This window comes from Nocardia kruczakiae NBRC 101016 (assembly GCF_001612965.1).
GTDB classification, from domain to species: Bacteria; Actinomycetota; Actinomycetes; order Mycobacteriales; family Mycobacteriaceae; genus Nocardia; species Nocardia kruczakiae.
In genome coordinates this window covers 355,722-379,158 of record NZ_BDBL01000001.1, presented here as the reverse complement: position 1 = coordinate 379,158, position 23,437 = coordinate 355,722, and the positions used below count along the sequence as shown (strand labels likewise).

General features: G+C 68.6%; 21 protein-coding genes. 11 read left to right on the top strand and 10 right to left on the bottom strand.

Annotated elements, in window-relative coordinates:
- Positions 1-35 precede the first annotated feature (35 nt).
- The gene (locus tag NK1_RS01325; protein WP_063006769.1) at positions 36-1,187 is read right to left on the bottom strand and encodes a class I SAM-dependent methyltransferase; all 1,152 of its coding nucleotides are present in this window, start codon (positions 1,185-1,187) and stop codon (positions 36-38) included.
- A gap of 72 nt (positions 1,188-1,259) precedes the next feature.
- Here NK1_RS01325 and NK1_RS01320 point away from each other — a divergent pair, with 72 nt between their 5' ends.
- From NK1_RS01320 to NK1_RS01310, 3 genes are all read left to right on the top strand, one after another.
- Positions 1,260-1,850, top strand: coding sequence for an AMIN-like domain-containing (lipo)protein (locus NK1_RS01320; RefSeq protein WP_063006768.1), 591 nt, complete (start codon positions 1,260-1,262; stop codon positions 1,848-1,850).
- Positions 1,851-1,904: 54 nt separating this feature from the next.
- On the top strand, positions 1,905-2,507 hold the full coding sequence (locus tag NK1_RS01315) for a hypothetical protein (protein WP_157104027.1): 603 nt from the start codon (positions 1,905-1,907) through the stop codon (positions 2,505-2,507).
- An 84-nt stretch (positions 2,508-2,591) separates the two neighbouring features.
- Complete coding sequence (locus tag NK1_RS01310) at positions 2,592-3,233, top strand: DUF305 domain-containing protein (protein WP_063006766.1); 642 nt, start codon at positions 2,592-2,594, stop codon at positions 3,231-3,233.
- 124 nt (positions 3,234-3,357) lie between these two features.
- Here NK1_RS01310 and NK1_RS01305 read toward each other — a convergent pair whose 3' ends face one another.
- The 3 genes from NK1_RS01305 to NK1_RS01295 all read right to left on the bottom strand — a co-directional run bounded on the left by NK1_RS01305 (position 3,358) and on the right by NK1_RS01295 (position 6,316).
- Entirely contained in the window at positions 3,358-3,645 is a 288-nt protein-coding gene (locus tag NK1_RS01305; RefSeq protein WP_039780637.1) for a hypothetical protein, read from the bottom strand.
- Between the two features lie 200 nt (positions 3,646-3,845).
- Complete coding sequence (locus tag NK1_RS01300; protein WP_063905868.1) at positions 3,846-5,192, bottom strand: lipase family protein; 1,347 nt, start codon at positions 5,190-5,192, stop codon at positions 3,846-3,848.
- Entirely contained in the window at positions 5,189-6,316 is a 1,128-nt protein-coding gene (locus NK1_RS01295; RefSeq protein WP_063006765.1) for an esterase/lipase family protein, read from the bottom strand. The genes NK1_RS01300 and NK1_RS01295 overlap by 4 nt, the downstream gene beginning before the upstream one ends.
- A gap of 187 nt (positions 6,317-6,503) precedes the next feature.
- Between NK1_RS01295 and NK1_RS01290 the strand changes: the two genes are divergently transcribed.
- From NK1_RS01290 to NK1_RS01280, 3 genes are read left to right on the top strand one after another with little or no spacing between them, the layout of a single operon-like run.
- Positions 6,504-7,733, top strand: a complete 1,230-nt coding sequence (locus NK1_RS01290) for a PucR family transcriptional regulator (protein ID WP_063006764.1) — start codon at positions 6,504-6,506, stop codon at positions 7,731-7,733.
- A 22-nt stretch (positions 7,734-7,755) separates the two neighbouring features.
- Entirely contained in the window at positions 7,756-8,991 is a 1,236-nt protein-coding gene (locus NK1_RS01285) for a PucR family transcriptional regulator (RefSeq protein WP_063006763.1), read from the top strand.
- Between the two features lie 11 nt (positions 8,992-9,002).
- The gene (locus NK1_RS01280) at positions 9,003-9,656 is read left to right on the top strand and encodes a hypothetical protein (protein WP_063006762.1); all 654 of its coding nucleotides are present in this window, start codon (positions 9,003-9,005) and stop codon (positions 9,654-9,656) included.
- On the opposite strand, the gene NK1_RS01275 is transcribed toward NK1_RS01280, so the two are convergent.
- From NK1_RS01275 to NK1_RS01265, 3 genes are all read right to left on the bottom strand, one after another.
- Positions 9,554-11,080 (bottom strand): amino acid permease, encoded by a 1,527-nt coding sequence (locus NK1_RS01275; protein WP_157104034.1) that lies wholly within the window; start codon positions 11,078-11,080, stop codon positions 9,554-9,556. The two genes, NK1_RS01280 and NK1_RS01275, sit on opposite strands and share 103 nt — an antisense overlap.
- An 88-nt stretch (positions 11,081-11,168) precedes the next feature.
- Entirely contained in the window at positions 11,169-12,347 is a 1,179-nt protein-coding gene (locus tag NK1_RS01270; RefSeq protein ID WP_157104026.1) for a phosphotransferase enzyme family protein, read from the bottom strand.
- Positions 12,348-12,356: 9 nt separating this feature from the next.
- The gene (locus tag NK1_RS01265) at positions 12,357-13,721 is read right to left on the bottom strand and encodes a purine-cytosine permease family protein (protein WP_218023034.1); all 1,365 of its coding nucleotides are present in this window, start codon (positions 13,719-13,721) and stop codon (positions 12,357-12,359) included.
- A gap of 129 nt (positions 13,722-13,850) precedes the next feature.
- Here NK1_RS01265 and NK1_RS01260 point away from each other — a divergent pair, with 129 nt between their 5' ends.
- Both NK1_RS01260 and NK1_RS01255 read left to right on the top strand, forming a co-directional pair.
- A complete protein-coding gene (locus tag NK1_RS01260; protein WP_063006759.1) occupies positions 13,851-15,110 on the top strand; it encodes a glycosyltransferase 87 family protein in 1,260 nt (419 codons plus the stop codon).
- 136 nt (positions 15,111-15,246) lie between these two features.
- Positions 15,247-16,110: an N-acetyltransferase gene (locus NK1_RS01255; protein WP_063006758.1), complete on the top strand. Its 864-nt coding sequence runs from the start codon at positions 15,247-15,249 to the stop codon at positions 16,108-16,110.
- Positions 16,111-16,141: 31 nt separating this feature from the next.
- On the opposite strand, the gene NK1_RS01250 is transcribed toward NK1_RS01255, so the two are convergent.
- A complete protein-coding gene (locus NK1_RS01250; RefSeq protein WP_063006757.1) occupies positions 16,142-16,966 on the bottom strand; it encodes an alpha/beta fold hydrolase in 825 nt (274 codons plus the stop codon).
- Between the two features lie 117 nt (positions 16,967-17,083).
- On the opposite strand from NK1_RS01250, the gene NK1_RS01245 reads away from it, so the two are divergent.
- Complete coding sequence (locus NK1_RS01245; protein ID WP_063064420.1) at positions 17,084-17,944, top strand: DUF1266 domain-containing protein; 861 nt, start codon at positions 17,084-17,086, stop codon at positions 17,942-17,944.
- A gap of 5 nt (positions 17,945-17,949) precedes the next feature.
- Here the strand turns inward: NK1_RS01245 and NK1_RS01240 are convergent, their stop codons facing one another.
- Complete coding sequence (locus tag NK1_RS01240; RefSeq protein WP_063006756.1) at positions 17,950-18,831, bottom strand: hypothetical protein; 882 nt, start codon at positions 18,829-18,831, stop codon at positions 17,950-17,952.
- A 411-nt stretch (positions 18,832-19,242) separates the two neighbouring features.
- Between NK1_RS01240 and NK1_RS01235 the strand changes: the two genes are divergently transcribed.
- Entirely contained in the window at positions 19,243-20,313 is a 1,071-nt protein-coding gene (locus NK1_RS01235; RefSeq protein ID WP_084460482.1) for a phosphatase PAP2 family protein, read from the top strand.
- A 284-nt stretch (positions 20,314-20,597) separates the two neighbouring features.
- Entirely contained in the window at positions 20,598-22,067 is a 1,470-nt protein-coding gene (locus tag NK1_RS01230; protein ID WP_063006755.1) for an MDR family MFS transporter, read from the top strand.
- A gap of 55 nt (positions 22,068-22,122) precedes the next feature.
- On the opposite strand, the gene NK1_RS01225 is transcribed toward NK1_RS01230, so the two are convergent.
- The gene (locus NK1_RS01225) at positions 22,123-23,340 is read right to left on the bottom strand and encodes a cytochrome P450 family protein (protein ID WP_167354206.1); all 1,218 of its coding nucleotides are present in this window, start codon (positions 23,338-23,340) and stop codon (positions 22,123-22,125) included.
- Positions 23,341-23,437: the final 97 nt, after the last annotated feature.

Below are 23,437 nucleotides of genomic sequence, written 5' to 3'. Positions count from 1 at the left end.
TCAAATCGGACATATCAGACTGTACTGCCCGTAATCTACTCTCGCCGGGCGGTGTGCAGGCCACACACGGACCGAGTCACGGTGAATTTGCGATTACGGCCCACCACGTCGGTCGTGCCGACCAAGCGGTCCATGACGCCGCGATAGTTGAGATGGCTGTTGTATACGGTCCACAGTTCCCCGCCCGGGCGCAGTACCCGTCCGGTCTCGGCGAACATCTTGATCGCCGAGCCGGTGTGCACGGCGGCGCCGACGTGGAAAGGGGGGTTGCACAGCACCAGGTCGGTGCTGTGGTCGCCCACCGCCGCCATCGCGTCGTCGCGGACCACGGTGACCCGGTCGCCGACCCCGTTCGCGGCGGCGGTGGCGCGGGCCGAGGCGACCGCCGCGGCGGACTGGTCGGTCCCGACCACGGTGATGTGCGGACGCGCCTTGGCCAGGGCGGTGGCGAGTATGCCGGTACCGCAACCGAGATCGATCGCCTCGCGCGCGTCGGGCTTCATCCGATCGAGGTGTTCGAGCAGGAAGCGGGTGCCGATGTCGAGCCGCGCCCCGGAGAAGGCCGCTCCGTGCGCGACCACCTGCAGCGCGATGTCGTCCAGTTGCTCGCGCAGCGGAAACTGCGGTGGCCCCGGCATTTTCGGCCCTGTCGCGGTGATCGTCCGCGACTTCTGCCGGCCCCGGCTGGCCTGGACACCGGAGAAGTATTCCGCCAATACGTCGTTCATCGCCGGTGTCAGATACTTGTCGCGGCCGCCCGCGATCACGGTGACCTGCGGATCGGCGTAACGGGCGACGGCCTCGGCGATTTCGGCGAGTCCGGACAGCATGCGGGGTAATCGCAACAGGACGACGGTGGCCCCGTCGAGCAGAGCCGGACCCAGATCGTGCGCGGTATAGCGATCGGCCAGATCGATGACGCGGGCATTGTTGGCCAGCGCCTGCTCACCGGTCAGCAGATCCTGATGGACCCGGATACCACGCAGGTCGTGGGCGGCGGCCGCGCCGAGAGTCAGTGCGCCGTAACAGTCGTCGATCACCGCGACCCGGCCCGGGCCGGCCGCGGCGAGCAGTTCCGCGGCGGTATCGAGGATCAGGCGATCGGCGGCATCGACGGCGTAGAGGTTCACTGCTTCCACATCCGGATAGCGCCGCAATCGGCTCAGTATGTCGTCGACCTCCAGCATTCCTCTAGTGTGCTAGACCGTTGCCGTGTCGTCACCACGGCCCCTGGCGCCCGACGGCATACCATCGGCCCCATGCGTAACAGGCTGGCATTGACGGTGGTCGCCGGGCTCGTACTGCTGGCGGGTTGCTCGGACGGCGGCTCGAATCCGGCAAGCCGAACGCCGATGCCGCCCGCGACCGGCGCCGTTACGGCGACACCCGAGCCGAGCCAGGCGCCGCCCTCGGGAACCTCACCACAGCAGGCCACCCCGGCCCCCGATACCCGGCTCACCGTGACCGATGTGCGCATCGGCCACCACGACGGTTTCGACCGGGTGGTGTACGAGTTCGGCGGCACCGGCGGGGCGCCCGGATGGACTGTGCGCTACACCGACCGCGCGGTGCAGAACGGCAGCGGCCGGCAACTGCAGATCGCCGGCGCCTCCATTCTCGAGGTCCAGATCCTGGCCACCGCCTACCCGTGGGACAGCGGGGTGACGCCCTACAGCGGCCCGGACCCGGTCACCGATCCGAGCGCGCCGAATATCGCCGGGGTCTACGGCGCCCAGGACTACGAGGGCACGACGCAATCGTTCATCGGCGTGAACGCGGACCGGCCGCCGTTCTCGGTGACCGCGCTCGACCGGCCCGTACGGCTGGTGATCGACATCGCCACCGGGTGATCGTCGCCACCCATACCGCCCGGGGGTAAGTGAACGATGCGTAGACTGGGGGCCGTGCTCGCAGTGGGTCGCCTCCGTCGCGCGCCCGGATTCGTCCGGGTGCTCGGTGTGCTGACCCTGCTGATCGGCGTCGCCGTGATGCATGCGGTGGTCTTCTCCACCGGGCACGCGATGGGTGCCGTCGCCGAGCCCGCCGCATCGTCTCCGGCCGCCGCTGCGCCGGTGATGGCGGGCCGGTCGGTATCACCCTCGAGCGACTCGCGCCGAGCGCCGATCATGCTTGCCGCACAAGGGATTTCGAAGACCGCTCCCGACGACCACGCGGTGCCGGCCACCGCGCACGTCGAAGCGGCCGCGTCGACCGTCCGGAACGAGCAAGCCCCGGTCGCCGACCGGGACTCGGCCGCGCCCATGCGCGCGCCCGCGGTAGCCCGCGGCTCCGACTGCGACGGCTGCACCACCCACGCCGGTATGCACGCCTGTGTCTTCGTGCTGGTGACCCTGGCACTGGCCCTCGGGCTGGCGGTGATCGCCTGGCTCGGCGCCGATCGGATTCTCGGCGCCGGGCACCTCGCGCGCGCCCGGCTGCGCCGGCGCACCCGGCCACCGCCGTGGACCGTGCTCTCCCTGGCCGAATTGGCGATTCTGCGGATCTGACCGGCCCGCCGGATCGGCGTGCGAACGCGCGCGGATACCGGCCCGGCAGGTCATCGCCCTTCGCAATTCCCCAGGAGCACACTTATGTTCACTTCTCGTATCCGCATGCTGTCGACCGCCGCCCTCGCCGCTGCCGCCCTGATCGTCGCCGGTTGCGGCAGCGACGACTCCGCCAGTTCGAACACCTCCGCACCCGCCTCGTCGTCGCATTCGCCGATGGCCGATATGCCCGGGATGAATCACTCCGGCGCACCGACCACCGCGGCCCGCACCGATGACAACAACGCCGACGTCAGCTTCCTGACCATGATGTATCCGCATCACGCGCAGGCGGTGGAGATGGCGAAGCTGGTACCCGGCCGATCGCAGAATCAGGAATTGATCACCCTCGCCGCGAATGTGGAGAAGGCGCAGGCCCCGGAGATGGAGCAGTTCGCCGCGCTGCTGCACAGTTTCGGCAAGCCCGCGCCGCAGGCGACCATGAACCATCCGATGGACGGCGTGATGACGCCGGAGCAGATGACGCAGCTGCGCGACGCGTCCGGCGCCGACTTCGACCGGATGTGGCTGCAGATGATGATCGCGCACCATCAGGGCGCGGTCGATATGGCGAATACCGAGATCGCCGACGGCACGAACGCCGACGTGAAGGCGCTGGCGCACAACATTCTCACCGCGCAGCAGGCAGAGATTCAGCAGATGCGCGGGATGCTCGGGCAGAACTGATCGCCCGCGGTCGCACCGTCGCATCACGCTCGCACGGTGTCGACCGCGGCTCGCGGACGAGCCCGGGAACCACACGCATGCGGGTGTGCCGGAATATCCGGCACGCCCGCGCGGGTGGGGTCGGTCAGCTCCCGATGACGGCGTTCATGATGGTGCCCGCACTGGTCGCGACACCACCGCCGATCATCGCGCCGGCCACCATCTTCGGCGACTCCAGCCCGCCGCCGCTCCACTTCTCCCAGGCGAAGCGGCCGCCGCCGTAGGTGATGGCGGTGACACCGGACAGCAGGACGAACCAGGTGAAGTAGCGGACCAGCTTCAGCAGTTTGTCCGCGGCCGGCGGAGTTTCCGGCGTGGGGTTGCCGACCTGAGCCAGCACGGTGGTGTACATATCGTGTACGGCGAGAACCATGCTCACGTTCGTTGTCCTCTCGGATGCTGAGGTGATGCCGGTACTGAGGTGATGCCGGTTGGAGCGCAGAGCATGCAGTGACAACTCGTCAAACAGAACCAATTGAACCGCACCGGCGCCTCGCCCGCAGCCGGACACACCGCATTCGCGAAAGCGGCCACTACCTGCGGTTCCAGGTCAACTGACCGGTCCGCCGACGATCATGCGCGCGACCGGCCGCTCTCGGCGATCGAAGCGTGCGGGGAGCGCACCGCACCGGCATCGGCACCGCCGCCGATGTCTCTCGGCGGCGCACCCCGGATTCGGCGTCCGGTGAGCAGCCGAAGGCTCAGCGCGGCCAGCCGGAGGTGCCCCGCCAGCGCGCGCCGGGTCACCGCCACCGACCACACCGTGCGTGTCCCCGGAGTCGTCGGCCGTCCGGCGAATCGGTCGGCGAGCCAGTCGACCATCACCGGGATGGCCAGGAATTCCAGCGGCAGATGTGCGCTGAGCCGATCGCGCAGATAGCCGATATCCGCTCCCGCCGCTTCGTAGCGCCGTACGAGAGCATCGACATCGTCGACGGCGATCACCTCGTCGTGGACCCCCTGCACGATCAGCATCGGCATACGCGGCGCCCGGCGACCGGGCAGGATGTCGGCGAGTACCGCACGCAATTCGGCGGTGTCCAGCAGGCCGGGCAATCCGCCCGCGGCGTAGCGCCCGACATCGCGGCGGGCGAGCCGCGCCAGCAGCGGAAAGGTCGCCGACACTTCGGCTTCGGCCAGCATCGCCAGATAGCGGGGCTGCAGGGTCGCCCGCAGTGCGGTATCCAGATCCGGATAGCCGCGGCGCAGCCCCGCGGTGAAGACCATGGCGAATCCGGCGAACACCGTGCCGTTCAGGCGCTCGAACGCCGCGCCGGGGTCGCCCACCGGCGAGCCGGCCACGGCGCCGACGATATTCAGTTCGGGCGCATGGGTTTCCGCGAGTTCGGCCGCCCAGGCGGTGGCCAGGCCGCCGCCGGAGTAGCCCCACAGCGCGATCGGAGTGTGCGAATTCAAGCCCAGCGGAACGAAATTCAGCGCCGCCCGGATGCCGTCCAGCGCGCGGTGTCCCGGCTCCCGCGCCACCCCGAATCTGCCTTCACTACCACCGTGGTCGGGCACCGACACCACCCAGCCCCGATCCAGCGCCGCCACGATCAACGGCAGTTCGAGTTGCGGGATCGCGCCGACCGCGCGGGCGCCGCGCCGCAGCGCGTAGGACGGAAAGCACTGCGGTGCAACGGCATCGATCGCGCAATGAAAGGAGACCAGCGGCCGCCCGGGCGCGCAGTCCCGGGGCAGCAGCACCGTGGTGACCGCCGCCTCGGCGGTACCGTTCAGATCGCTGGTGCGATAGAGCAGCTGCCAGGCCGAAATCCGCAGCGGGACAATACCGAAGGCCGCCAGCTCCACGACCCGGCTGCGCAGGATGGCGCCCGCCGGTTGCGCTTCGAAGCCTTCCGGCGCTCGATGGAAAGGATCGGCGTCCGGCCGCGGCGGCAGCGGCCGCCGGCCGCTCACAGTCCGCCCCCGCCACCGACGAGCCACGGGTTGAAGCTGCAGCTCAGCGTCGGATTCCGCTGCGGATCGAGCGCGTGCAGCGCGATCGAGAGCGCCCGCGGGGAATACATCATCGTCAGGTGGTCGGACAGGTCCTGCTCGCAGCCGTCCTGGAGGGTGATGTCGTTCACCGTGGCATCCGGCCCGGCCCGCAGGTACGCCAGCTCCACCGGATTCATCACCTCGTCGTAGCGCGAGGCAACAACCGTGTACGCCACGCCGGGCACCGTGTCGCCGGCGACGTTGAGCTGGTTCAGAAACGGCGAGCCGACGGCCTGCTGAATATTCGCCGGGCCGATCAGCGGACGGTAGAAGCCGAGGATATCGATACCCAGATTCGTGATGATCCGGCCCAGCGTGGCCATGCCCAGCAATGTCGTTCCGTGGTGGGTGCCGCCGAAACTGACCAGCTGTCCGACCTTTTCGGCGCCGCCGTCGAATTTCAGATATTGATCGGCTACCGGCGCCCCCTGGGAATGCGCGACAATGTCGACGCGATCGGAATGTGTGGTAGCGCGCACCCGGTCGACGAAGGCCGCCAGTTGCCGCGCCGAATCCTCGATCGGCCCGACCGCATAACGGCCGGGAAGTACCGCGCCGAGACCACCGCCGTCGAGAAGACCGGACCGTCCGTAATTGAAAGCGAAAACACAAAAGCCCGCACGAACGAGTTTCGGGGCCATATAGGCGAAACTGTCGTAGGCGTTGAGCCACGTGCCGTGCACCAGCACCACCGGCTTCGGATGGTCGGCGCTCGGCACACAATCCCAGCGGTTCGCACCCGGCGGTGCGGCATCCGGACGGGTGAGGCCGTAACCGAATGCGGCCAGGTAGGAGGTCATTTCGGGCCCTTCGCCCACCGCCTCGCTGGCGTGGCTGGCGACCCGGCCGCCGGAACCGGAACTGCTGCCGGTGTCCAGCACCGGCTGCGGCACAGCGCCGTCCACGGAATGCAGACCCGCGGCGATCAGTTCGGCGAGCTGTGTTTCCGGGGCGTCGGGCGGCGATGCGGTCGCCGTTCCGGAGCCGATGACGGCCACGCAGATCAGGGCGGCGAGCGCCGGGATTCGATGACGAAGCTTCATTGCAACCTTCCCTACCGGCACGCCGACAAACGTTTTCGGCGGCCGCATTCAGCGTCATCGGCGGGGGCGGGAAAGTCACTGCACTCGGATACACAGATCCAGTGGTGAGATTTGTCGCCGGAAACGAATTCCCGCCGCAGCGCCGCGACCTCTTGCCGCCGCCCATGTGGCCCGCGACAATCGGCGCATGCCGGTTGCCGTCAATTCCGCACCCCCGAGTCTCGCCGCGCGCATGCTCGACCGACTGCCGCAGTTCGCCGAACGCGTCCTGGCCTCCGGCCTGGGTCTGTCCGCATCGGCCGCCGATCTGCCCGCGGACCATTTCGCCGAGGTGCTTCCGGCCATCTACGGATGTGCGCACGCTTTCCTGCACTCCCTCGCGCAACAGCGGCAATTCACCCGTGCGGAGGTCGCCACCTTCGTGCAACCGGTGGTAGAGCGGCATGCGGAGGACCGGCTGCCGCTGCCGCTGCTGATGGAGGCCGTGCACCGTTCCGGCCAGCAGGTTCTACAGGAGGCGGTGGCGGTGAGTGGACCCGCGGATGGGGACCAGCTGATCGAGTTCGGTTCGCGCGCACTCGAATTGCTCATGCACATCAATCTGATCACGGTCGAGGGATACGCGGCGGTCGAGCACTCGATCTACCATCCGGAGCGGGAGGCCAGGCGCGCCCTGTGCGCCGCGCTGGTCGGCGGGCAGCCCGCCGAGGAGCAGGCCGCGCGCGCCGATACCGCCCTGGCCGAACGGTATTCGGTTCTCGCCGTCCAGGTGCGCGCCGATCCACAACCGGCCGCCGCCGCGAATCTGGTTGTCCGCCGCCGCATTCGGATCCTGCAGCGCGTTCTGGACCGGGTGGCGGGGCCGACCGCGCTGCACACCTTCGACGGCGAGACCGCGGTCGTTCTGCTTCCCGGCGTCCTCGGATGGCCGGAGAGCGCCGGCGCGGAGTTGGCCACCGGACTCGCCGAGCAGTTCGGCACCGATGTGGTCGTCGCCGAAACCCCGGGCACCGGGCGCGAATCCGTGCCCGAGGCAGCACGCCAGGCCGCGGAGGTGGCGCAGCTGGCACACATGTCCGGGCGGCCGACCGGGGTGTACCGGCTCGACGACCTGCTCCTGGAATACCAGCTCACGCGGCCCGGCGTGGCCCGCGACCGGCTGGCCGAGCGGATCGAACCGCTGCGCCAGGCACCACATCTCATGGAGACGCTCGACGCCCATCTGCGCCACGGCTCCGATCGCAAGGCGGCCGCCGCCGAAATTCACGTCCACCCCAACACGTTCAGTTATCGACTGCGCCGCATCGGCGAACTGACCGGCGCCGACCCGAGCGATCCGAACGGATCACGATTGCTGTCCGCGGCGCTGGTCGCCCATCGATTGCGTCCGGCGCCCGGCCGGCCGGCCACATCCTGAGCAGTGAGAAGGTAGTACGACGATGAACGCCCGCCCCCGCCACGACGTCCGGGTGCTCTCCCGCCAACTGGTCGGGCATTTCGCCGAACACGTGGCGCCGTGCTCCACGCTGCCCGGTGACGCCCTGCACGGCGACATCACCGCGGTGACGAGGGTCTGCCTGGAACTGACCGTCGACATCCTCGAGGGCCGCGAACCGGACGAGAAGGTCGGGCGCCTGCAGCGCGCGGCCGCGAACTGGGCACGCGAAGGTATCCCGATCGACACGGTGCACCACGCGGTGCACGAGGGCTTCCGGCTGGCCTTCGACCTGCTGCTCACCCAGACCGATCCGAAGCAGCGGCCCGAGAATCCGGCGCAGCTGCTGTTGCGCATTCTCGACACCATCACTCCCGCGGTCGCGCTCGCCTATGTGCGCGAACATCAGGCCGCGGTCACCGAACACCACACCGCGGTGCACACGCTGGTCTCGGCACTGCTGGCCGGGCACCCCACCTCGACCATGGCCCGCGCGAGCGGGATCGAGATCGAACCGGCGTATGTCGTGGTGGCGATGAGCATTCCGCCGCACCCCGACGAATCCCATCCGAACGTGGACGGGAAAGTGGTGGCGCGCCGCAAACTGCGCCGGTTGCAGACCGCCCTGGCCAACCGCAGTGGTGGACGGGTGCTGTCGTTGCTGAGCGTGGACGGCGGCACGATCCTCGTCCCGGAGGCGATGTTCGGCGAGCCCGAACTCGACGAGCTGATCGCCGAACTGTCCGAGGCGGCCCAGGTCGGGCTCACCGCCACCGCGCTCGCGACGCCCACCGAGCAGATCTCCGCGGCCGCCGACCGCGTGCACGAACTGCTCGACACGGTGCTGCGGCTGGCCAGCCCGCCCGGGCTGTACCGGTTCGCGGATCTGGCGATGGAATACCAATTGACCCGTCCCGGACCGGGTTTGGACCGCCTGGGCACACTGCTGGATCCGCTCGACGACCATCCGGATCTGCTCGAGACGCTGCGGCGGCATATGGCCACCGGGCTCTCCCGCCGTCGCACCGCCCGGCAGTTGCAGGTGCACACCAACACCGTCGACTATCGGCTCAAACGGATCGGACAGCTCACCGGGCTGGACCCCTCACAACCGAGCGGCCTCTGGTATCTGCGGGCCGCGCTGGTGGCGCGCACCTATCGGGACGCCGAGGGACCGCCGGTGGCCGAGGTCGCGGATCATTCGCCGGACGGTATGGGCAAAACATTTGCTAGGAGGTAGCCTGTGTCCCGATGGCTACCACTGCGCAACTGCGGGCCGCGCTGGCGGTACTGCACGCCGATACCGACGAAGCCGCCGAGCAGGCCCGTATTTCGGAAATGTCCGGAACCGATTCGGCCGGGGTCGAACATGCCCTGCTCGCCGGTTTGCTGTACCGCATGATGGGTGATGATCTGCGGCACTCCCTCACCGGCGCCCCCGATCTCATCGCACTCGAGGAACGCGCCCGCGCCGCCGGGCCGGGCACCGTCACCGACGCCACCGACGATCCCGGAAACCGCGAAGAGCAGTGTGCGCAGGCGCATTTCGAGGCGTACTGGCTCGCCCATCGGATCGCCGGCCTGCATTTCACCACCGTGCCCTCGGCCCCGGCGCTGCAGGCGGCCGCACACGCCGCCGAGGCCACCCGCACGCTGCTGCGCATCCATCGCGATCTGCTGCACGCGCCGGACGCCGGGCACCCGGCCTGGGAGGTGGTGATCGATCAGCTCGATCGAGCCCGCGAGCTGGCGCTGGCGGCGTATGCGGGTGCCCAGCCCTCAGGTGCCCAGCCCTCTGATGCTCAGCCTTCCGACGCGTGGCCTTCCGAAGCGCGGCCCTCGGATGCCGGCGCGGTAGTGCCGGAGACCGGTGTCGACCGCAACACCGAATGCCGCACACCGTAGGTGAAGTAGACGACCAACCCGACCACCATCCAGATGACGAATCGCAGCCAGGTCTCCACCGACAGATTCAGCATCAGCCACAGGCACGCCAGCACGGCGAGGATCGGAATCAGCGGCACCAGCGGCACCCGGAATCCGCGCGGCAGTTCGGGACGGGTGCGGCGCAGGATGATCACACCGACCGACACCAGCACGAAGGCGAACAGCGTGCCGATGTTCACCATCTCCTCGAGCGTGCCGAACTGCACGAATCCGGCCAGTACGGCACAGACCGTGCCGACACCGATGGTGAGCGTGGCCGGAGTGCCGAAGCGACCGGTCCGGGCCAGGCGACGCGGGAGCAGGCCATCGCGCGACATCGCGAACAACACGCGGGTCTGGCCCAGATACAGCACCATCACCACGGTGGTCAGCCCGGCCAGCGCGCCGACGGAGATGACGTTCTTGGCCCAGGTGACCCCGTGCAGTTTGAACGCGGTGGCGAGGGTGGCGTCGTTGCCGGCGAGCTCGGTGTAGGGCACCATGCCGGTCAGCACCAGCGTCACGGCCACATACAGGATGGTGCAGATCACCAGCGAGCCCAGGATTCCGCGCGGCACATTGCGCTGTGGATTCTTCGTCTCCTCCGCGGTGGTGGCCACGACATCGAACCCGATGAACGCGAAGAACACCAGGCTGGCCGCGGCCAGCAGGCCGTACCACCCGAAGTTGCTGTCACCGGCGCCGGTCAGCCATTGGAACAGCGTCTGGTGCAGGCCCTCCCCGGTACTGCTGGGCTGCGACGGCGGAATGTAGGGCTTCAGATTCGACGGCTTGAAATAGGTCAGCCCCACCACGATCACCACGGCGATCACCGACAGTTTGATCGCGACCGCGATCGCCGACACCCGTGAGGACACCTTGGTGCCGATCACGAGCAGCACCATCAGGATGACGATCAACAGGGCCGCGCCCCAATCGAATGCGACCGACCCGAAATGCACGATCGGCGAACGCGATCCCATCACCTCGCCCAGGTACTGCGACCAGCCCTTGGCGACAACCGATGCGGCGAGGGCGAATTCGAGGATCAGGTCCCAGCCGATGATCCACGCCACCAACTCGCCGAAGGTGGCGTAGGAGAAGGTATAGGCGCTGCCGGCGACCGGAACGGTGGAGGCGAATTCGGCGTAGCACAGCGCGGTGAGACCGCAGGCGATGGCGGCGAAGACGAAGGCCAGCGAGACCGACGGCCCCGCCACATTGCCGGCCGTGCGGGCGGTCAGCGTGAAGATGCCCGCGCCGACCACCACGGCGACGCCGAAGACGGTGAGATCCCAGGCGGTCAGATCCTTGCGGAGTTTGGAATCGGGTTCATCGGTATCCCGGATCGATTGCTCGACCGATTTGGTTCGTAGCAGTCCACCCCACCGGGGGTTCGGCACCGATCCGGCCGTGTCCTGCGTTGGCGTCGGCTCAGCCACACCCGTCTCCTCCGTTGTCACCGTTCCCCCGTGACCCGCAGACAGCAACCTAACAGCACTCGGCAGTCAGTCGTCGCAACATGGTCGTGAAGGCCTTGCCCTCAGCCGATGCGGCCCAAACCGAGCGACCGAGAAAGTAGTTACGGTAAGCGATCCGGGCATTGCGCACCTGCCGACGAGGCGGAATCGTAAGAAAGTAATCGATCTCGGACAATTCGTAGACGATGTGCACGAGTGGGAAGAGGTCCGGCAGCACGTCGCGCTCGACCCGATGCAGCGGCCGGATCTCGCCGTAACCCCGCAGGAACGCGGCGAGCTGCGCGGCCTGCACGCGGGCCGGGCCACCCGCCGCGACCGAGAGCCAATCGATCGCGAAGCGTTCGATCGCGGTGGCGATATCGAAGACGGCCACGGTCCGGTTCGCGAGACCGAAATCAAGGACGGTGGCGATTCCGCCGTCCGACCAGAGCAGATTCGTGCCGTGCCAATCGTTGTGGGTCCACAGCGCGGGCAGGGTCGCGACCGCCGCGGACAGGTCGTCGACGGCCGGGCCGTCCGGGGCCGGCGCGTGGCCGTCGGCGTACTGCGCGACGATCGGCTCCCAGTCCGCTCGCCAGTGTCGCTCTGCCAGGAACCGGGCGACGGGCGGGCGGTGCGCGGCGTATCGCTCGATGCCGGCGATGGGATCGGCGCACAGCGCGGCCGACAGCGGATGCGGCGGGCGCTCCGATGCCTCGAATCCGGTGGCCGCCACATGCAGGCGGGCCAGCATCGCGCCGGCCGCGGTCGCATCGGCGAGCGAGTGATACGGACTCCACGAGAAGTCGTCACGATAGCGGTCCGCACCGATCCCGAGTTCCTGGATCTCGTAGGTGAACTCGCCGTGCTGCTGGACGGATCGCACCCGCGGAATCGGGATACCTTGTCCGCGAAGGTGATTCATGAACGCATGTTCGGGAGCGAGGGTGCCGGGATCACGCAGGGCCGAGGGCATCCGCTTCACCACCACGCGCGTTCCGTCGCCGAGGCGCACCCGCGCCGTGGCAGACAGCGGACGGCGGCTGTGCCACTCGATCACGAGGGCGCCGCCGGACTCGGCCGTTTCCGCCAGCAGCGTTGTCAGCTCGCCGGTCGTCAGCGGCGGGAAATCGGGTGTGGCCGAACCGCTTTCCCCCATCGCGAAGACCGAATCCGCGGCGTTCGCCGGTTCACCGGATCGGGAGTTCATGCCCTGCACTCACGACGCGCGCTCCCGCTCGCGAACGGCCCGCACACGCTCCAGACGGGCCAGCACGCCGGTACACGCGGCGGCGGCCAGGAACGAATACAGCGACGCGGACGACCACCAGCCCGGGTGCACACCGACGATGTCCTGTACCCGCAGCCAGATCCGCGCCCACCACTCCACCGAGCCCGGATTGAGCACCTGATACACCACGAAGCCCAGCAACCACGGCAGCAACAGCAGTGGACGGGCCGGAGCGGTGTCGGACAGATCCCACCCGCGCCGGCCGCGACCGAAGAAGTAGTCGACCACCAGCACCGCGCACAGCGGAACGAACACCGATCCGATCAGCAGCAGGAAATTCGAGAATCCGGTGAAGTCGTGCACCCCCATCGCCAGCACGGTCGCGAGCGCACCCACCGCCGCGGCCAGGAGGCGCCGGTCCACGCGCGGCAACAGATTCTGCAGCGACATCGCGGTGGAGTACACATTGGCGAACGACTGATCCGATTCCCGCAGCACGAGCACCGCGAAGAACAACCATCCGGCCGCGACGCCGAGGAAGGTGTCGAAGATGCGGTCCGGATCGCCGCCGGCCTGCAGCAGCGCGACGATGCCGAGCAGATAACACCAGGTCTGCGCGATCGAATAGCCGACCATCGTGGCCGCGGTGGCGGCGCGGGCGCCGCGGGCGTGCCGGGTGTAGTCGGCGGCCAGCGGCACGAACGACACCGCCACCGCCAGTGCGGTGTCCACGCCGGGGAAGAATCCGCTCCACGACGTGCCCGTCACCGGCGGCAGCGGTTGGCGCAGGAACTGAATTGTGAACCAGCCCATGGCCACGGCCACCGCGACCGTCACGTACTTGCGCAGAATGTGCAGCACGTTCAACGGCCAGATCGCCATCGCGGTACACAGCACGCCGGCGCCGATGATCACCGCGCCGTGCGGCAGCTTCCCGTGTGTGAGGGCCGCGACCCCGCCCGCGATCACGGTCAGCTCGAACACGCCCCATCCGATGCACTGCACGATGTTGGCGACGGTCGGCACATACGAGAGCCGGGTGCCGAACAATCCGCGGAAGTTCGCCATCGCCGGCGCGCCGGTGCGTGCGCCGACCGCGCCGGCGGCCGCCACCATCGCGGTGCCCAGCACCGTGCCCACCGCGGTGGCGAGCACGGCCGCCGCGACCGGCAACTGCGGATGGCCGGCCGGCTGCAGCACGTAGAAAGCCCCGGTGAAGCCGATCAGGCTCACCCCGAGATTGGCCCAGAACGCGGCCTGATCCCCGAAGGACAGGGTGCGGGGCGGCGCGGTGGTCAGCAGCAGCGGGGCCTCGGCCGAGCGGTCTCCCGGCTGCTCGGGCAGAGTCGTCATAGCGGCATTCATGCTATCGGGGTGTCCGGTGGAAATTCGCCCCCAGCTTCGCTCCGGCGCCCGGAGTCGGTAACCTCGTCCCGGATGGTTAGCGTCTCCACATCCGCCCGGCCGCTGCCGGAGCCTCGCATGCCGGGAGCCCACCGCATCGGTCGGCTCGTCTGGCTGGTTCCGGTACTGCTGGTCGCCCTGAGCGTGTTCTGGCTGTTGCGGCCCAGCTGGCCGCTGCTGCCGATCAAGCGCGAATTCATCGACCTCCAGGTGTATCGCCTGGGCGTGCAGGCGATGTGGGACGGCGCCGATATGTACGGCAGCCTGCCGAAGACCACGCTCGGGATCAGCCTGCCGTTCATCTATCCGCCCTTCGCCGCGGTGGCGCTGGGACCGTTCGCGCTGCTGCCGTGGAATGCCGCGGCGATCAGTTTCTTCGTGGTTTCCACGCTGGCGCTGGCGATCACGCTGTATCTGGTGGCACGCCGGGTCTGGGGCAGCGGCGGCACCGAGGTGGTGCTGTGGGCGAGCGCCTGCGCGATTCCGCTGGGCATGCTGCTGGAACCGGTGCACTCGACGCTGGATTTCGGACAGGTCAATCTGCTGCTGATGGTGCTGGTCGCCGCGGACTGCCTGCCCAAACGCACCCGCTGGCCGCGCGGCATGCTGGTCGGCATCGCCGCGGCGATCAAACTGACACCGGCCGCTTTCGTCCTCTACTTCCTGGTGCGGCGCGACTATCGCTCGGCGATCACCGCTGCGATCACCGGTGCCGTCGCGAGCGGTATCGCCTTCGCCGTGATGCCGCACGAATCGGTGAAGTACTGGTTCGGCGGGATGGGCAATGTCTCCGGGCTCAGCGGTTCGGCCTTCCGGACCAATCAATCGATCCAGGGCGTGCTCTCGCGCTTCCGGGTCCCCGAACCGGCCTTCACCGCCCTGTGGGCCCTGCTGAGCCTGGCCCTACTGGTCCTGGTGGTGGCGGCGATGCGGCGCGCGGTCGCCGATCCGGCGCTCGCCCTGGCCTTCAATGCCGTCTTCACCCTGCTGGTTTCGCCGATTTCGTGGTCGCACCACTGGGTCTGGATCGCGCCGGGCCTGCTGGCCGCCGTCGGTGTGGCGACTCGGCTGCCGCGCCGGCCGGCCATGATCTGGTACGCGATCATCATCGCGACCGCGGTCGTGTTCACCATCGGCCCGCAGAACTGGGAACCCGGCGACGACAACCGCGAACTGGCCTGGACGCCGTGGCAGCATCTGGTCGGCGATACCTATGTGTGGCTGAGCGTGCTGCTGGTCGCCCTGTACGTCGTGACCGGGCCGCGGCCCACGACGCAGGAACCGCTGTTGCCCGCGTCGCTGCGTTCGCTGCGGACCAAGGTGCCCACCCGGTCCTGAGCCGACACGCCAGGCGCAATCGATCGGTAAATCTCCGGGCCACCGTCCGCCGGCTGCGAACCGGTGACGGCGACACACCACCGGTGTTTCCACAACACCCCGGTCACGCTGCATTTCCGTCGTACCGTAGATAAATATGGACGACAACACGCCGACCGCGGAAGGTGACGCCACCCGCCCGGATCGGCAGCTGATCCAGCGACGAGAGCAAGCCTGGAGCAACTACCAGCGGGCGTGCGCCGAACTCGCCGGCACCCGGATCCGCGCCAATCTCGACGGATGGAAACGCTGGCTGCGCATCCGGCCGGGCGCCGCAGTCGATCAGGCCGAACGCCGCCGCGACGAGATCCGGGCCGAACTGGCCCGCCATTGCGTCGGGTCCGACGACCATGTGTGGGGTGTGCTGTCGGGCGGCGACACCGGAACCTTCGGTGGTTGTTTCGGACTCGAGCACACCATCGGTCAGCTGGCCGAGCTCTACGGCAAGACCGACTCGCACTGGGTGCGCGCGCTGCGCGAGACGGCCCGCCGGACCACCGATATCCGGCCGCTCGCCGCCGACGGGGACCGTTCGGCCGTCAGCGATCTCACCGAGCGCGTGGTGCAAGCCGTCCGCATGGCGCCCGACGACGAGGCGCGGCGCCGGCTCACCGTCCACTTACCCGGCGAGGCGCGGCCGGTACCCGCGGATCCGGCGACGCTGGCCGAGAAGCAGGGACCGGCGGCGGTCCAGTTCGACATCTATGCCAGCACGATCAAACTCGACCACATCGACGTGATCCCGCCGCTGCGACGGATGGGCCTGGGCACGGCGACACTGCGCCATCTGTGCCGGACCGCCGACGCGCACGGTATGCATATCGTCGCGCAGCTGGTGCCCACCTTCCGCGACGACGATTCGGCGGTCCCGATTCTGGCGCGCTGGTTCCGCGAACAGGGTTTCGAGGTGACCGAACGGCTGGGCGGGCGGGTCGTGCGGGCTCCCGCCAGCATCCGCTAGCCGGCCGTCGCGAATCTGGTGCCGCGTCCGATCACCGTGTGCGCGTGAGGAATTCACCGATCGCCGGGGCGAGCTCGGCGGCGACCGGATCGTTGCTCACGCCGGGCAGCTCCCGCAATTCGGCATTCGGGAGCACCTCGGCCATCGTCTTGGCTCCCTTGGTCAGCGCCGGAGCGGAACGATCGCCGATCAGCAGCAGCGTCGGCTGAGTGAGCGTGGCCCAATCCTCCGGCTGGATCGTCCGACCGCGCGAAAACGGTTTCAGCACAGCGAAATCGTGGGCCGTCGAATCGGCGGTGGCGACCAGCTTCTTCCATACCGACGACATCCGCATCACCGCGACGACCAGCTCCGGCACGCCCATCACCTTGGTCATGTAGTACCGGACCGCACCGCCGCGCTTGCCCGCCGCGATGCGCTCACGCAGCTTCTCCTCCGCATCCTTGGGCGGCACGTGATCCTTCGGGTCGACCACGAACGGCGGTTCGAAGGCGACGACGCCGGTGACTCCCGTGATCGCGCCCGAGCGCGCGGCCAGCAGCGCCAGTATCGCGCCCGAACCCCAGCCGAACAGGGCGGCCGATCCGCCCTCGGCCTCGACCAGCGCGCGAATGTCGGCGATCTCGTTGGCGCTGTCGTAGACACCCGGGGAGTCCGCGCTGTCGCCGCGGCCGCGCCGGTCGTAGTTGAGAACGCGCAGGCCGTAGTTCTCCGCCAGCGCCTGCGCCAGCTCGACGGTGTTGGGGACCTCCCGATAACCGAATGCGCCGCTGATCAGCACAACGGTTCCCGCACTGCCGGAACCGATCCGGTCGAAGGCGATGGTGGTGCCGTCCTGCGACGTCACGGTCTGCATGTCCTACTCCTTCGCGGGCCGGGGTTCGGTTCGAAAGTACGCGATGGGTTCGCGAGCACCGGCAGGGCCGGTCGGTAGGCTCGCACGGACAGTATTCACGGGCGAGGGGGTGCAGTGGTGACGATCATCGCCGGACCGCACGGACTGCCGCGCATCAGCGGATTTCCGAGTTCGGATTTCGATCCCGGCTCGGACAAGTGGTCGGGTGTCGCCATCGGCGAGGATCGCATCCGGGCGCTGGCCATCGGCGCGTATTACGGCCGCAGCTGGAGCTCCTACAACGACACCGTGGCCTTCCAGCCCGAACACCCCGGAAGTTCGGAGACCCGGCGCGAATCCACCATCGAGGGCCTGCACGAATCGTGGGGTGTCGACAACGCCGAGGACGCGCGCGACACCATCGGCCGGCTGCTGAGCGGGATGCACGCGCCGCTGTTCGCGATGGTGCATCCGCTGGCCACCGCGGCCGCTCAGGACACCACCCGCGTCGACCGCACCGGCCTCGCCGACAGCCACCGCGAATTCCTGCACACCGTGTCCGAGGTGCGCGGCTATCGCGGTGTCAACGGCATCGACCGCGATTACGACGCCTGGTTGCAGGCCATCAAATTCGGCATCGTCGACCGGCTGCCGCAACCGCTGAACACCGACGCGACCGCCTGGGACCTCTCGCGCATCGTGTTCATCGCCAGGGCCGCGCACACCGCCGGATATCTGGACGAGGACGAGGCGTGGACCCTGCTGGGCCGCGCGCTCGCCAAAGCCCAGCAGCACTACCGCAATTGGCGGCAGTTCGCGGCCGGCTTCCTCACCGGCGCCATCTTCTGGGCGGCCACCCAGGACCTCGCCGCGGCCAAGGAGCAGGTCGACGAGCGCCGCTGGATGATCCGCGGACTGCTGATGCGCCCGTCGAGTCCGTGGCGGCGGGTGGCGCTGCATCCGGGCGCGCCGGTGTTCGGCCTCTCCCCGTTCCACTGACAGGGTTACTGCGGCATCGCGCGCAGAATGCCGACGCCCTCCCATTTGAACTGCTCGGTGTCGACCATGCCGAGTTTGCGCCGCTCCACCAGCAACTGCCATTCGCCGAACAGGTCCAGCGAGGACGGGCGCGCCATCACGATCGAGCCGTCGACATGTTCGATCTCGCAGGCCAGCCGCACGGCGCCGTCGACCCGCAGCAGATCCTCAGCCTCGGTGGAGACGAATTCCAGATCCGTATTGCCGTCCGAAATGCGCAGCGTCGCTACCGATCCGGGCGGCGCCGCGACATCGGTGCGATCCAGCGCGGCCACCGGGAACTCGTAGGTCGCCCCGGCCGAGACGAACAACAGTCGCAGGGTGGTGATCACGACCAGGCCCGGCGCACCGCGATGCCCGCACGGCGCGCATTCGAGGACGTATTCGTCCGGGCGGGCGTAGGCGTGCAGTGCCGCCAGCTCCCGCGCGCACAGTCCCGGGGTGCGCATCCGCTCGGCCGCCCGCGACACATCGGGGCGGATCGGACCGTACTGCCCCGGAACCGGCCGGGGCGGAGCCAGATTCGGCCGCTGCCGCACGATCCGCCGCATCTCGAGCAGATCGTCGCCGATCGCGCGGACGAGTGTGGCCGCCTGTGTGAACACCTCGGGTTCGAGGAAGATCGTCGCCGGATTGCGCCGGGTGGCAACGCCTTTGATCACATAGTCCGGCGCCCGGAAATACAGCAGGATCAGCAGGTCACCGCTGTCGGCTTCGGCGAGGCAGGCATCACGCAGATCGCAGACCCGCACATCCATGGCGACATCGTCGTCGATGCCCAGCGGTGTGGTGGTGATCCGCCCGTCGGCATATCTGACCGCGGTCCGACGCCCCCACACCTCCAGCACTGCCGCATCCTCCCCACTCCGACCCGGTGAGACCTCATCGGGGACGGATTCTACCGAGAGACCCCCCCTCGTTCCGGGTATCCGGGGAACGCCGATCAGAGGTTACCGGCGAACATGCTCGCGAGTCCGGTGGCGGTCGCCACGGCGGCGCTGCCCGTGCTGAGTGCGGCGATGAGAAGTGCGATGATCACGGCCCCGACCTTTCGATATGGTGCGTACGCTCGAAACGTACTGCGGCCCAAGGGCCTTCACCAGCGTGCGGGCGCGATTCACGGCAACCTCCGCGCCGATTGACAGCACATTGCCAGCAAGGCCGGCGCCGCGATGGGTCGCCCGGGATCGCGGGTCCGGCGCGACACGCGAACCGGATGAGCGTGTCCGGCCTGTGAACTCGAGTGGCACACTGGCCGAATGCTCGGTGTACATCCGGAGACCACCGAAATCGCGGAGCCGACCGTCCCACGGCGGGTGATCCGCTATGCCGTGCGGTTCGCCTACCTGGCGGCCCTGGCCGTGGCCCTGATCACCGGAGCACTTCCCGGTGGCCGGGTCCAGGAGGCGGCGTGGATGATCGGCGGGGTCCTCGCCTTCACCATCGACCGGCCCTGGCGCCAGCACATCCGGGTACTGACCGACTGGCTGCCGCTGATCGCGGCGCTCATGGTCTACGACTACACCCGCGACCTCGCCGACAAACTCGGCATGCCGCTGCGCATGCACGAACTCGTCGACATCGACCGCTGGATGTTCGGCGGCACCCTGCCGACGATCTGGTTGCAGGACCATCTGGCCGGCGACGGTCAGCCGTGGTGGACGCCGATCATCGGCGTGGTCTATACGACCCACTTCATCCTGCCCTGGGCCGTGGCGGCGATCTTCTACGTCTACTCCCGGCCGCTGTGGGTCCGCTACATGCGCCGGATTCTGCTGCTGTCGTATCTGGCGCTGGTCACCTATGTGCTGGTGCCCGCGGCACCCCCCTGGTACGCCGGGCGCGAAGGGGCCATCCCCGAACACGTCCGCCGCATATCCGGATTCGGGCTCGGCGTGGTCGATCCCGATGTGAGCGCGCAGTGGCTCGAGGATCACGGCAACTACGTCGCGGCCGTGCCCTCACTCCACACGGCCTTCTCGGTGCTGGTGGCCGCGACGCTCTGGCCGCTGACGCGGCAGTGGTGGCTGCGCGCGATCCTGGTGATCTACCCGTGCGCGATGGGCTTCACCCTCGTCTACGGCGGCGAGCACTGGGTCTTCGATGTGCTGCTCGGCGGTGTGTACACCGCGGTCACGATCCTGATCACCCGCATGTGGGAGAACTGGCGGGCCGGCCGGCCACTTCTCGGTCCGCTCCCCGCGGTCGGCCGCGGTGACGGGTCGGAGGCGGCGGTGCCCGTGAAACCGGAGGGAATCGAACCGGCCGCGGCGGTGCCCACCGGTCCGGCGAACGCGGCCGCGCCTCGCGGGTCGGAGCGAGCCGGGTAGGGGTGGCCGCATCGGAATCGGTCCGAGCGCGCCGGGGTGTGACGAGCGTCTCTCCGACCCGAACCTCACGGTACAGGCGCAGGTGAGCGAGCATTTCTCGCGGCTATCAGCGCGGTTCGGCACGGAAAATCGGATGCTCGCCTGCCCGATTCACCGGAATACTTGCGCGGCACCGATGAGTTGAGTGGGTCACGGTCGTCAGGTCTGATGTGGCGTTCGAGGCACTACAGGGGTGACTCGGCGTCGGTCAGACATTCTGCGTTCGCGACCACCCGGAGGTACAGATGCCCGCCGAACCAGTCCATCGCCCGGCCGGACGAAGAACCCCCGCGGTGATCCGGCTGCTGGTCCTCGCGACCTTCGTGGTGATCCTCAACGAGACCATCATGATCAACGCGATCCCCCGCCTGATGACCGATCTGCACGTCACCGAGCGGTCCGCGCAGTGGGTGTCGACCGCGTTCATGCTCACGATGGCGGCCGTCATCCCCGTCACCGGATGGTTCCTGCAACGGGTCACCACCCGCCGCGCCTATGCGCTGGCGATGGGCGTCTTCCTCGCCGGCACGCTCTTGTCGGCCGCGGCGCCGTCGTTCGCGATCCTGCTGGTCGGGCGCGTCGTGCAGGCCGGCGGCACCGCTGTGATGATGCCGCTGCTCATGACGACCCTGATGACCGTGGTGCCCGAACACGACCGCGGCCGCGTCATGGGTAACGTCACCCTCGCCATCTCGGTCGCCCCCGCCATGGGTCCGGTCATCTCCGGTCTGGTGCTCCAGATCGGTTCCTGGCGTTGGCTTTTCCTGCTGGTGCTGCCCATCGCCGGTGCGGTGACCTTCTTCGGCCTGCGCAAACTGGAGAACGTCGGCGAACCCGAGAGCGGCGCGATCGATTGGGCCAGTGTCGTTTTCGCGGCCCTGGGCTTCGGCAGCCTGGTCTACGGCCTCAGCCGGTTCGAGGTCGGCAACATCGTGATCCCGGCGCTGATCGTCGCGGCCGGTGTGGCCTTCATCGCGGTGTTCGCAGCCCGGCAGATTCGCCTGCAGCGCACCGGCTCTCCCCTGCTGGATCTGCGAATCCTGTTGTCCGGCACCTACACCAAGGCGCTGGTGCTGATGGCGGTCGCCTTCCTGGCGATGATGGGCTCGATGATCCTGCTGCCGCTGTACCTGCAGAACCTGCGCTCGCTCTCGCCGCTGGAAACCGGCCTGCTGGTGATGCCGGGCGGGCTGGCGATGGGTCTGCTGGGGCCGACGATCGGGCGGCTGTTCGACCGCTTCGGCGGGCGCATGCTGGTGATTCCCGGCGCGGTCGGCATCACCGCGGCCCTGGCCGGTTTCACCCGCATCTCGCTGACCATGCCGTACTGGCAGCTGCTGGCACTGCACATTCTGCTGATGGTGTCGCTGGCCGCGGCCTTCACCCCGGTCTTCACCCTCGGCCTGGGTGCACTGCCGCAGCATCTGTACTCGCACGGCAGCTCGATGCTCGGCACCCTGCAGCAGGTGGCCGCGGCCTTCGGTACCGCCCTGGTGGTCACGGTGATGACCGCGCGCGCCACCACGCTCACCGACCGCGGGATCGAACCGCTCGTCGCCCATCTGTCGGGTATGCGGCTGGCCTTCGCGATCTCCGCCGGCCTGGCGGTGATCGTGATCGTGATGGCGGTGCTGCTGCCCAACCGCTCGGCCTCCTCGGAGGCGGTCGTCCTCGATTCCGAGGACGCCGAAGATACCGAGATGGTCCGCGGCTGACCACGGACCGAAACGCCCGCGAGACCGTCCGCCGGTCTCGCGGGCGTTGTCGTGTTCAGCCGCGATCAGGACCGGGACTGACCGGCACCGACAGCGGTCCTACCGTGAAGAACGAAGGGGTATAAGGGATTTCGGCCGGCTCGATCGCCAGTGTCAGCTCGGGGAACCGGCGATACAGGCTCGACAACCCGAGCCGGCCCTCCAGCCGGGCCAGTGGTGCGCCGATGCAGTAGCGCGGTCCGTGGCCGAATCCGAGATGTGGCCGCGGCGGGCGAGTGATGTCGAATTCGTCCGCGGTGTCACCGTGGTACGCGGTGTCCACCCCGGTCGCCTGGTAGACCACACCGACCGCATTGCCCTTCGGAATCGACACCCCGTCGATGGTCACGTCCGCCAGCGTGAATCGGAAACTCGTCATCATCACCGAGTGCCGATAGCGCAGCGTCTCCTCCACCACGTCGGCCCACCGATCTTCCGCCTTCACCAGGGCCAGCTGGTCGGGATGCCGGCCCAGCGCGACCACCGCGTTCCCGAGCAGGTAGACGGTGGTTTCGTGGCCGGCGATCAGCATCAGCCACAGCACGGCGACCAACTCGTCGGTGGTGAGCCGGTCGCCCTCGTCGCGGGCCCGGACCAGATCGGAAGTCAGATCGTCACCGGGCTCGTGTTGTTTGCGTTCGACCAGCTCGTAGAGGTAGCCGCGCAGCGCCACCTGCGTCGAGAACGCCTCCTCGGCCGAAATCTCCTGCGACAGTGAGGTCAACGTCCACTGCCGCAGCTGCGCCCGCTCCGATTCGGGTACGCCGAACAACTCGCTGATCACCGCCATCGGCAGCGCGTCGCAGAACGCCGGCACCAGATCGACCCGATCACCCGCTGCGGCCACACCGTCGAGCAGGCGGTCGATGATCGCCTGGACCCGCGGCTCCAGAGCCCGGACCCGGGCCGGAGTGAAGCCCTTGCCGACCAGGCCGCGCAGTCGCCGATGGTCGGCGCCGTCCTTCGTCGACAGATGATCACCCTGCACGATCGCCCGGAACGGCCAGTCCTCGGGAATGGACCCGTCGTAGAGCGCGGGCCAGTGTTTCGGATCCCTGGCGAAGGTCTTGTTGTCGCCCGCGAGAATCTCCTCGACCGCCCGATGGGAGAGCGCGAGGTAGGCCGGAACGCCGCCCGGGAAGTCGACTTCGACCACCGGAGCGGTCTTGCGTAGGCGGAGGCAGGTATCGAGGGGACGTTCGTTCGCATCGGGAAAAGCAGGTCGGTTCGTCATCACGGAACCCTTCGACTGTCGACGTGACCGCGCACGCGGGATGAGACCTGTTGCCCGCGAAATCATCTCAGAGTTCCGCCGCGGCCGTGCCGAGTCG

Excerpts from the sequence above, each read along its gene's own strand:
- NK1_RS01235 (WP_084460482.1), top strand. The coding sequence starts at position 19,243 with ATGCTCGGTGTACATCCGGAGACCACCGAAATCGCGGAGCCGACCGTC.
- NK1_RS01270 (WP_157104026.1), bottom strand. The coding sequence starts at position 12,347 with ATGAACTCCCGATCCGGTGAACCGGCGAACGCCGCGGATTCGGTCTTC.
- NK1_RS01230 (WP_063006755.1), top strand. The coding sequence starts at position 20,598 with ATGCCCGCCGAACCAGTCCATCGCCCGGCCGGACGAAGAACCCCCGCG.
- NK1_RS01295 (WP_063006765.1), bottom strand. The coding sequence starts at position 6,316 with ATGAAGCTTCGTCATCGAATCCCGGCGCTCGCCGCCCTGATCTGCGTG.
- NK1_RS01310 (WP_063006766.1), top strand. The coding sequence starts at position 2,592 with ATGTTCACTTCTCGTATCCGCATGCTGTCGACCGCCGCCCTCGCCGCT.
- NK1_RS01290 (WP_063006764.1), top strand. The coding sequence starts at position 6,504 with ATGCCGGTTGCCGTCAATTCCGCACCCCCGAGTCTCGCCGCGCGCATG.
- NK1_RS01320 (WP_063006768.1), top strand. The coding sequence starts at position 1,260 with ATGCGTAACAGGCTGGCATTGACGGTGGTCGCCGGGCTCGTACTGCTG.
- NK1_RS01225 (WP_167354206.1), bottom strand. The coding sequence starts at position 23,340 with ATGACGAACCGACCTGCTTTTCCCGATGCGAACGAACGTCCCCTCGAT.
- NK1_RS01265 (WP_218023034.1), bottom strand. The coding sequence starts at position 13,721 with ATGACGACTCTGCCCGAGCAGCCGGGAGACCGCTCGGCCGAGGCCCCG.
- NK1_RS01285 (WP_063006763.1), top strand. The coding sequence starts at position 7,756 with ATGAACGCCCGCCCCCGCCACGACGTCCGGGTGCTCTCCCGCCAACTG.
- NK1_RS01250 (WP_063006757.1), bottom strand. The coding sequence starts at position 16,966 with ATGCAGACCGTGACGTCGCAGGACGGCACCACCATCGCCTTCGACCGG.
- NK1_RS01260 (WP_063006759.1), top strand. The coding sequence starts at position 13,851 with ATGCCGGGAGCCCACCGCATCGGTCGGCTCGTCTGGCTGGTTCCGGTA.
- NK1_RS01255 (WP_063006758.1), top strand. The coding sequence starts at position 15,247 with ATGGACGACAACACGCCGACCGCGGAAGGTGACGCCACCCGCCCGGAT.
- NK1_RS01325 (WP_063006769.1), bottom strand. The coding sequence starts at position 1,187 with ATGCTGGAGGTCGACGACATACTGAGCCGATTGCGGCGCTATCCGGAT.
- NK1_RS01305 (WP_039780637.1), bottom strand. The coding sequence starts at position 3,645 with ATGGTTCTCGCCGTACACGATATGTACACCACCGTGCTGGCTCAGGTC.
- NK1_RS01280 (WP_063006762.1), top strand. The coding sequence starts at position 9,003 with ATGGCTACCACTGCGCAACTGCGGGCCGCGCTGGCGGTACTGCACGCC.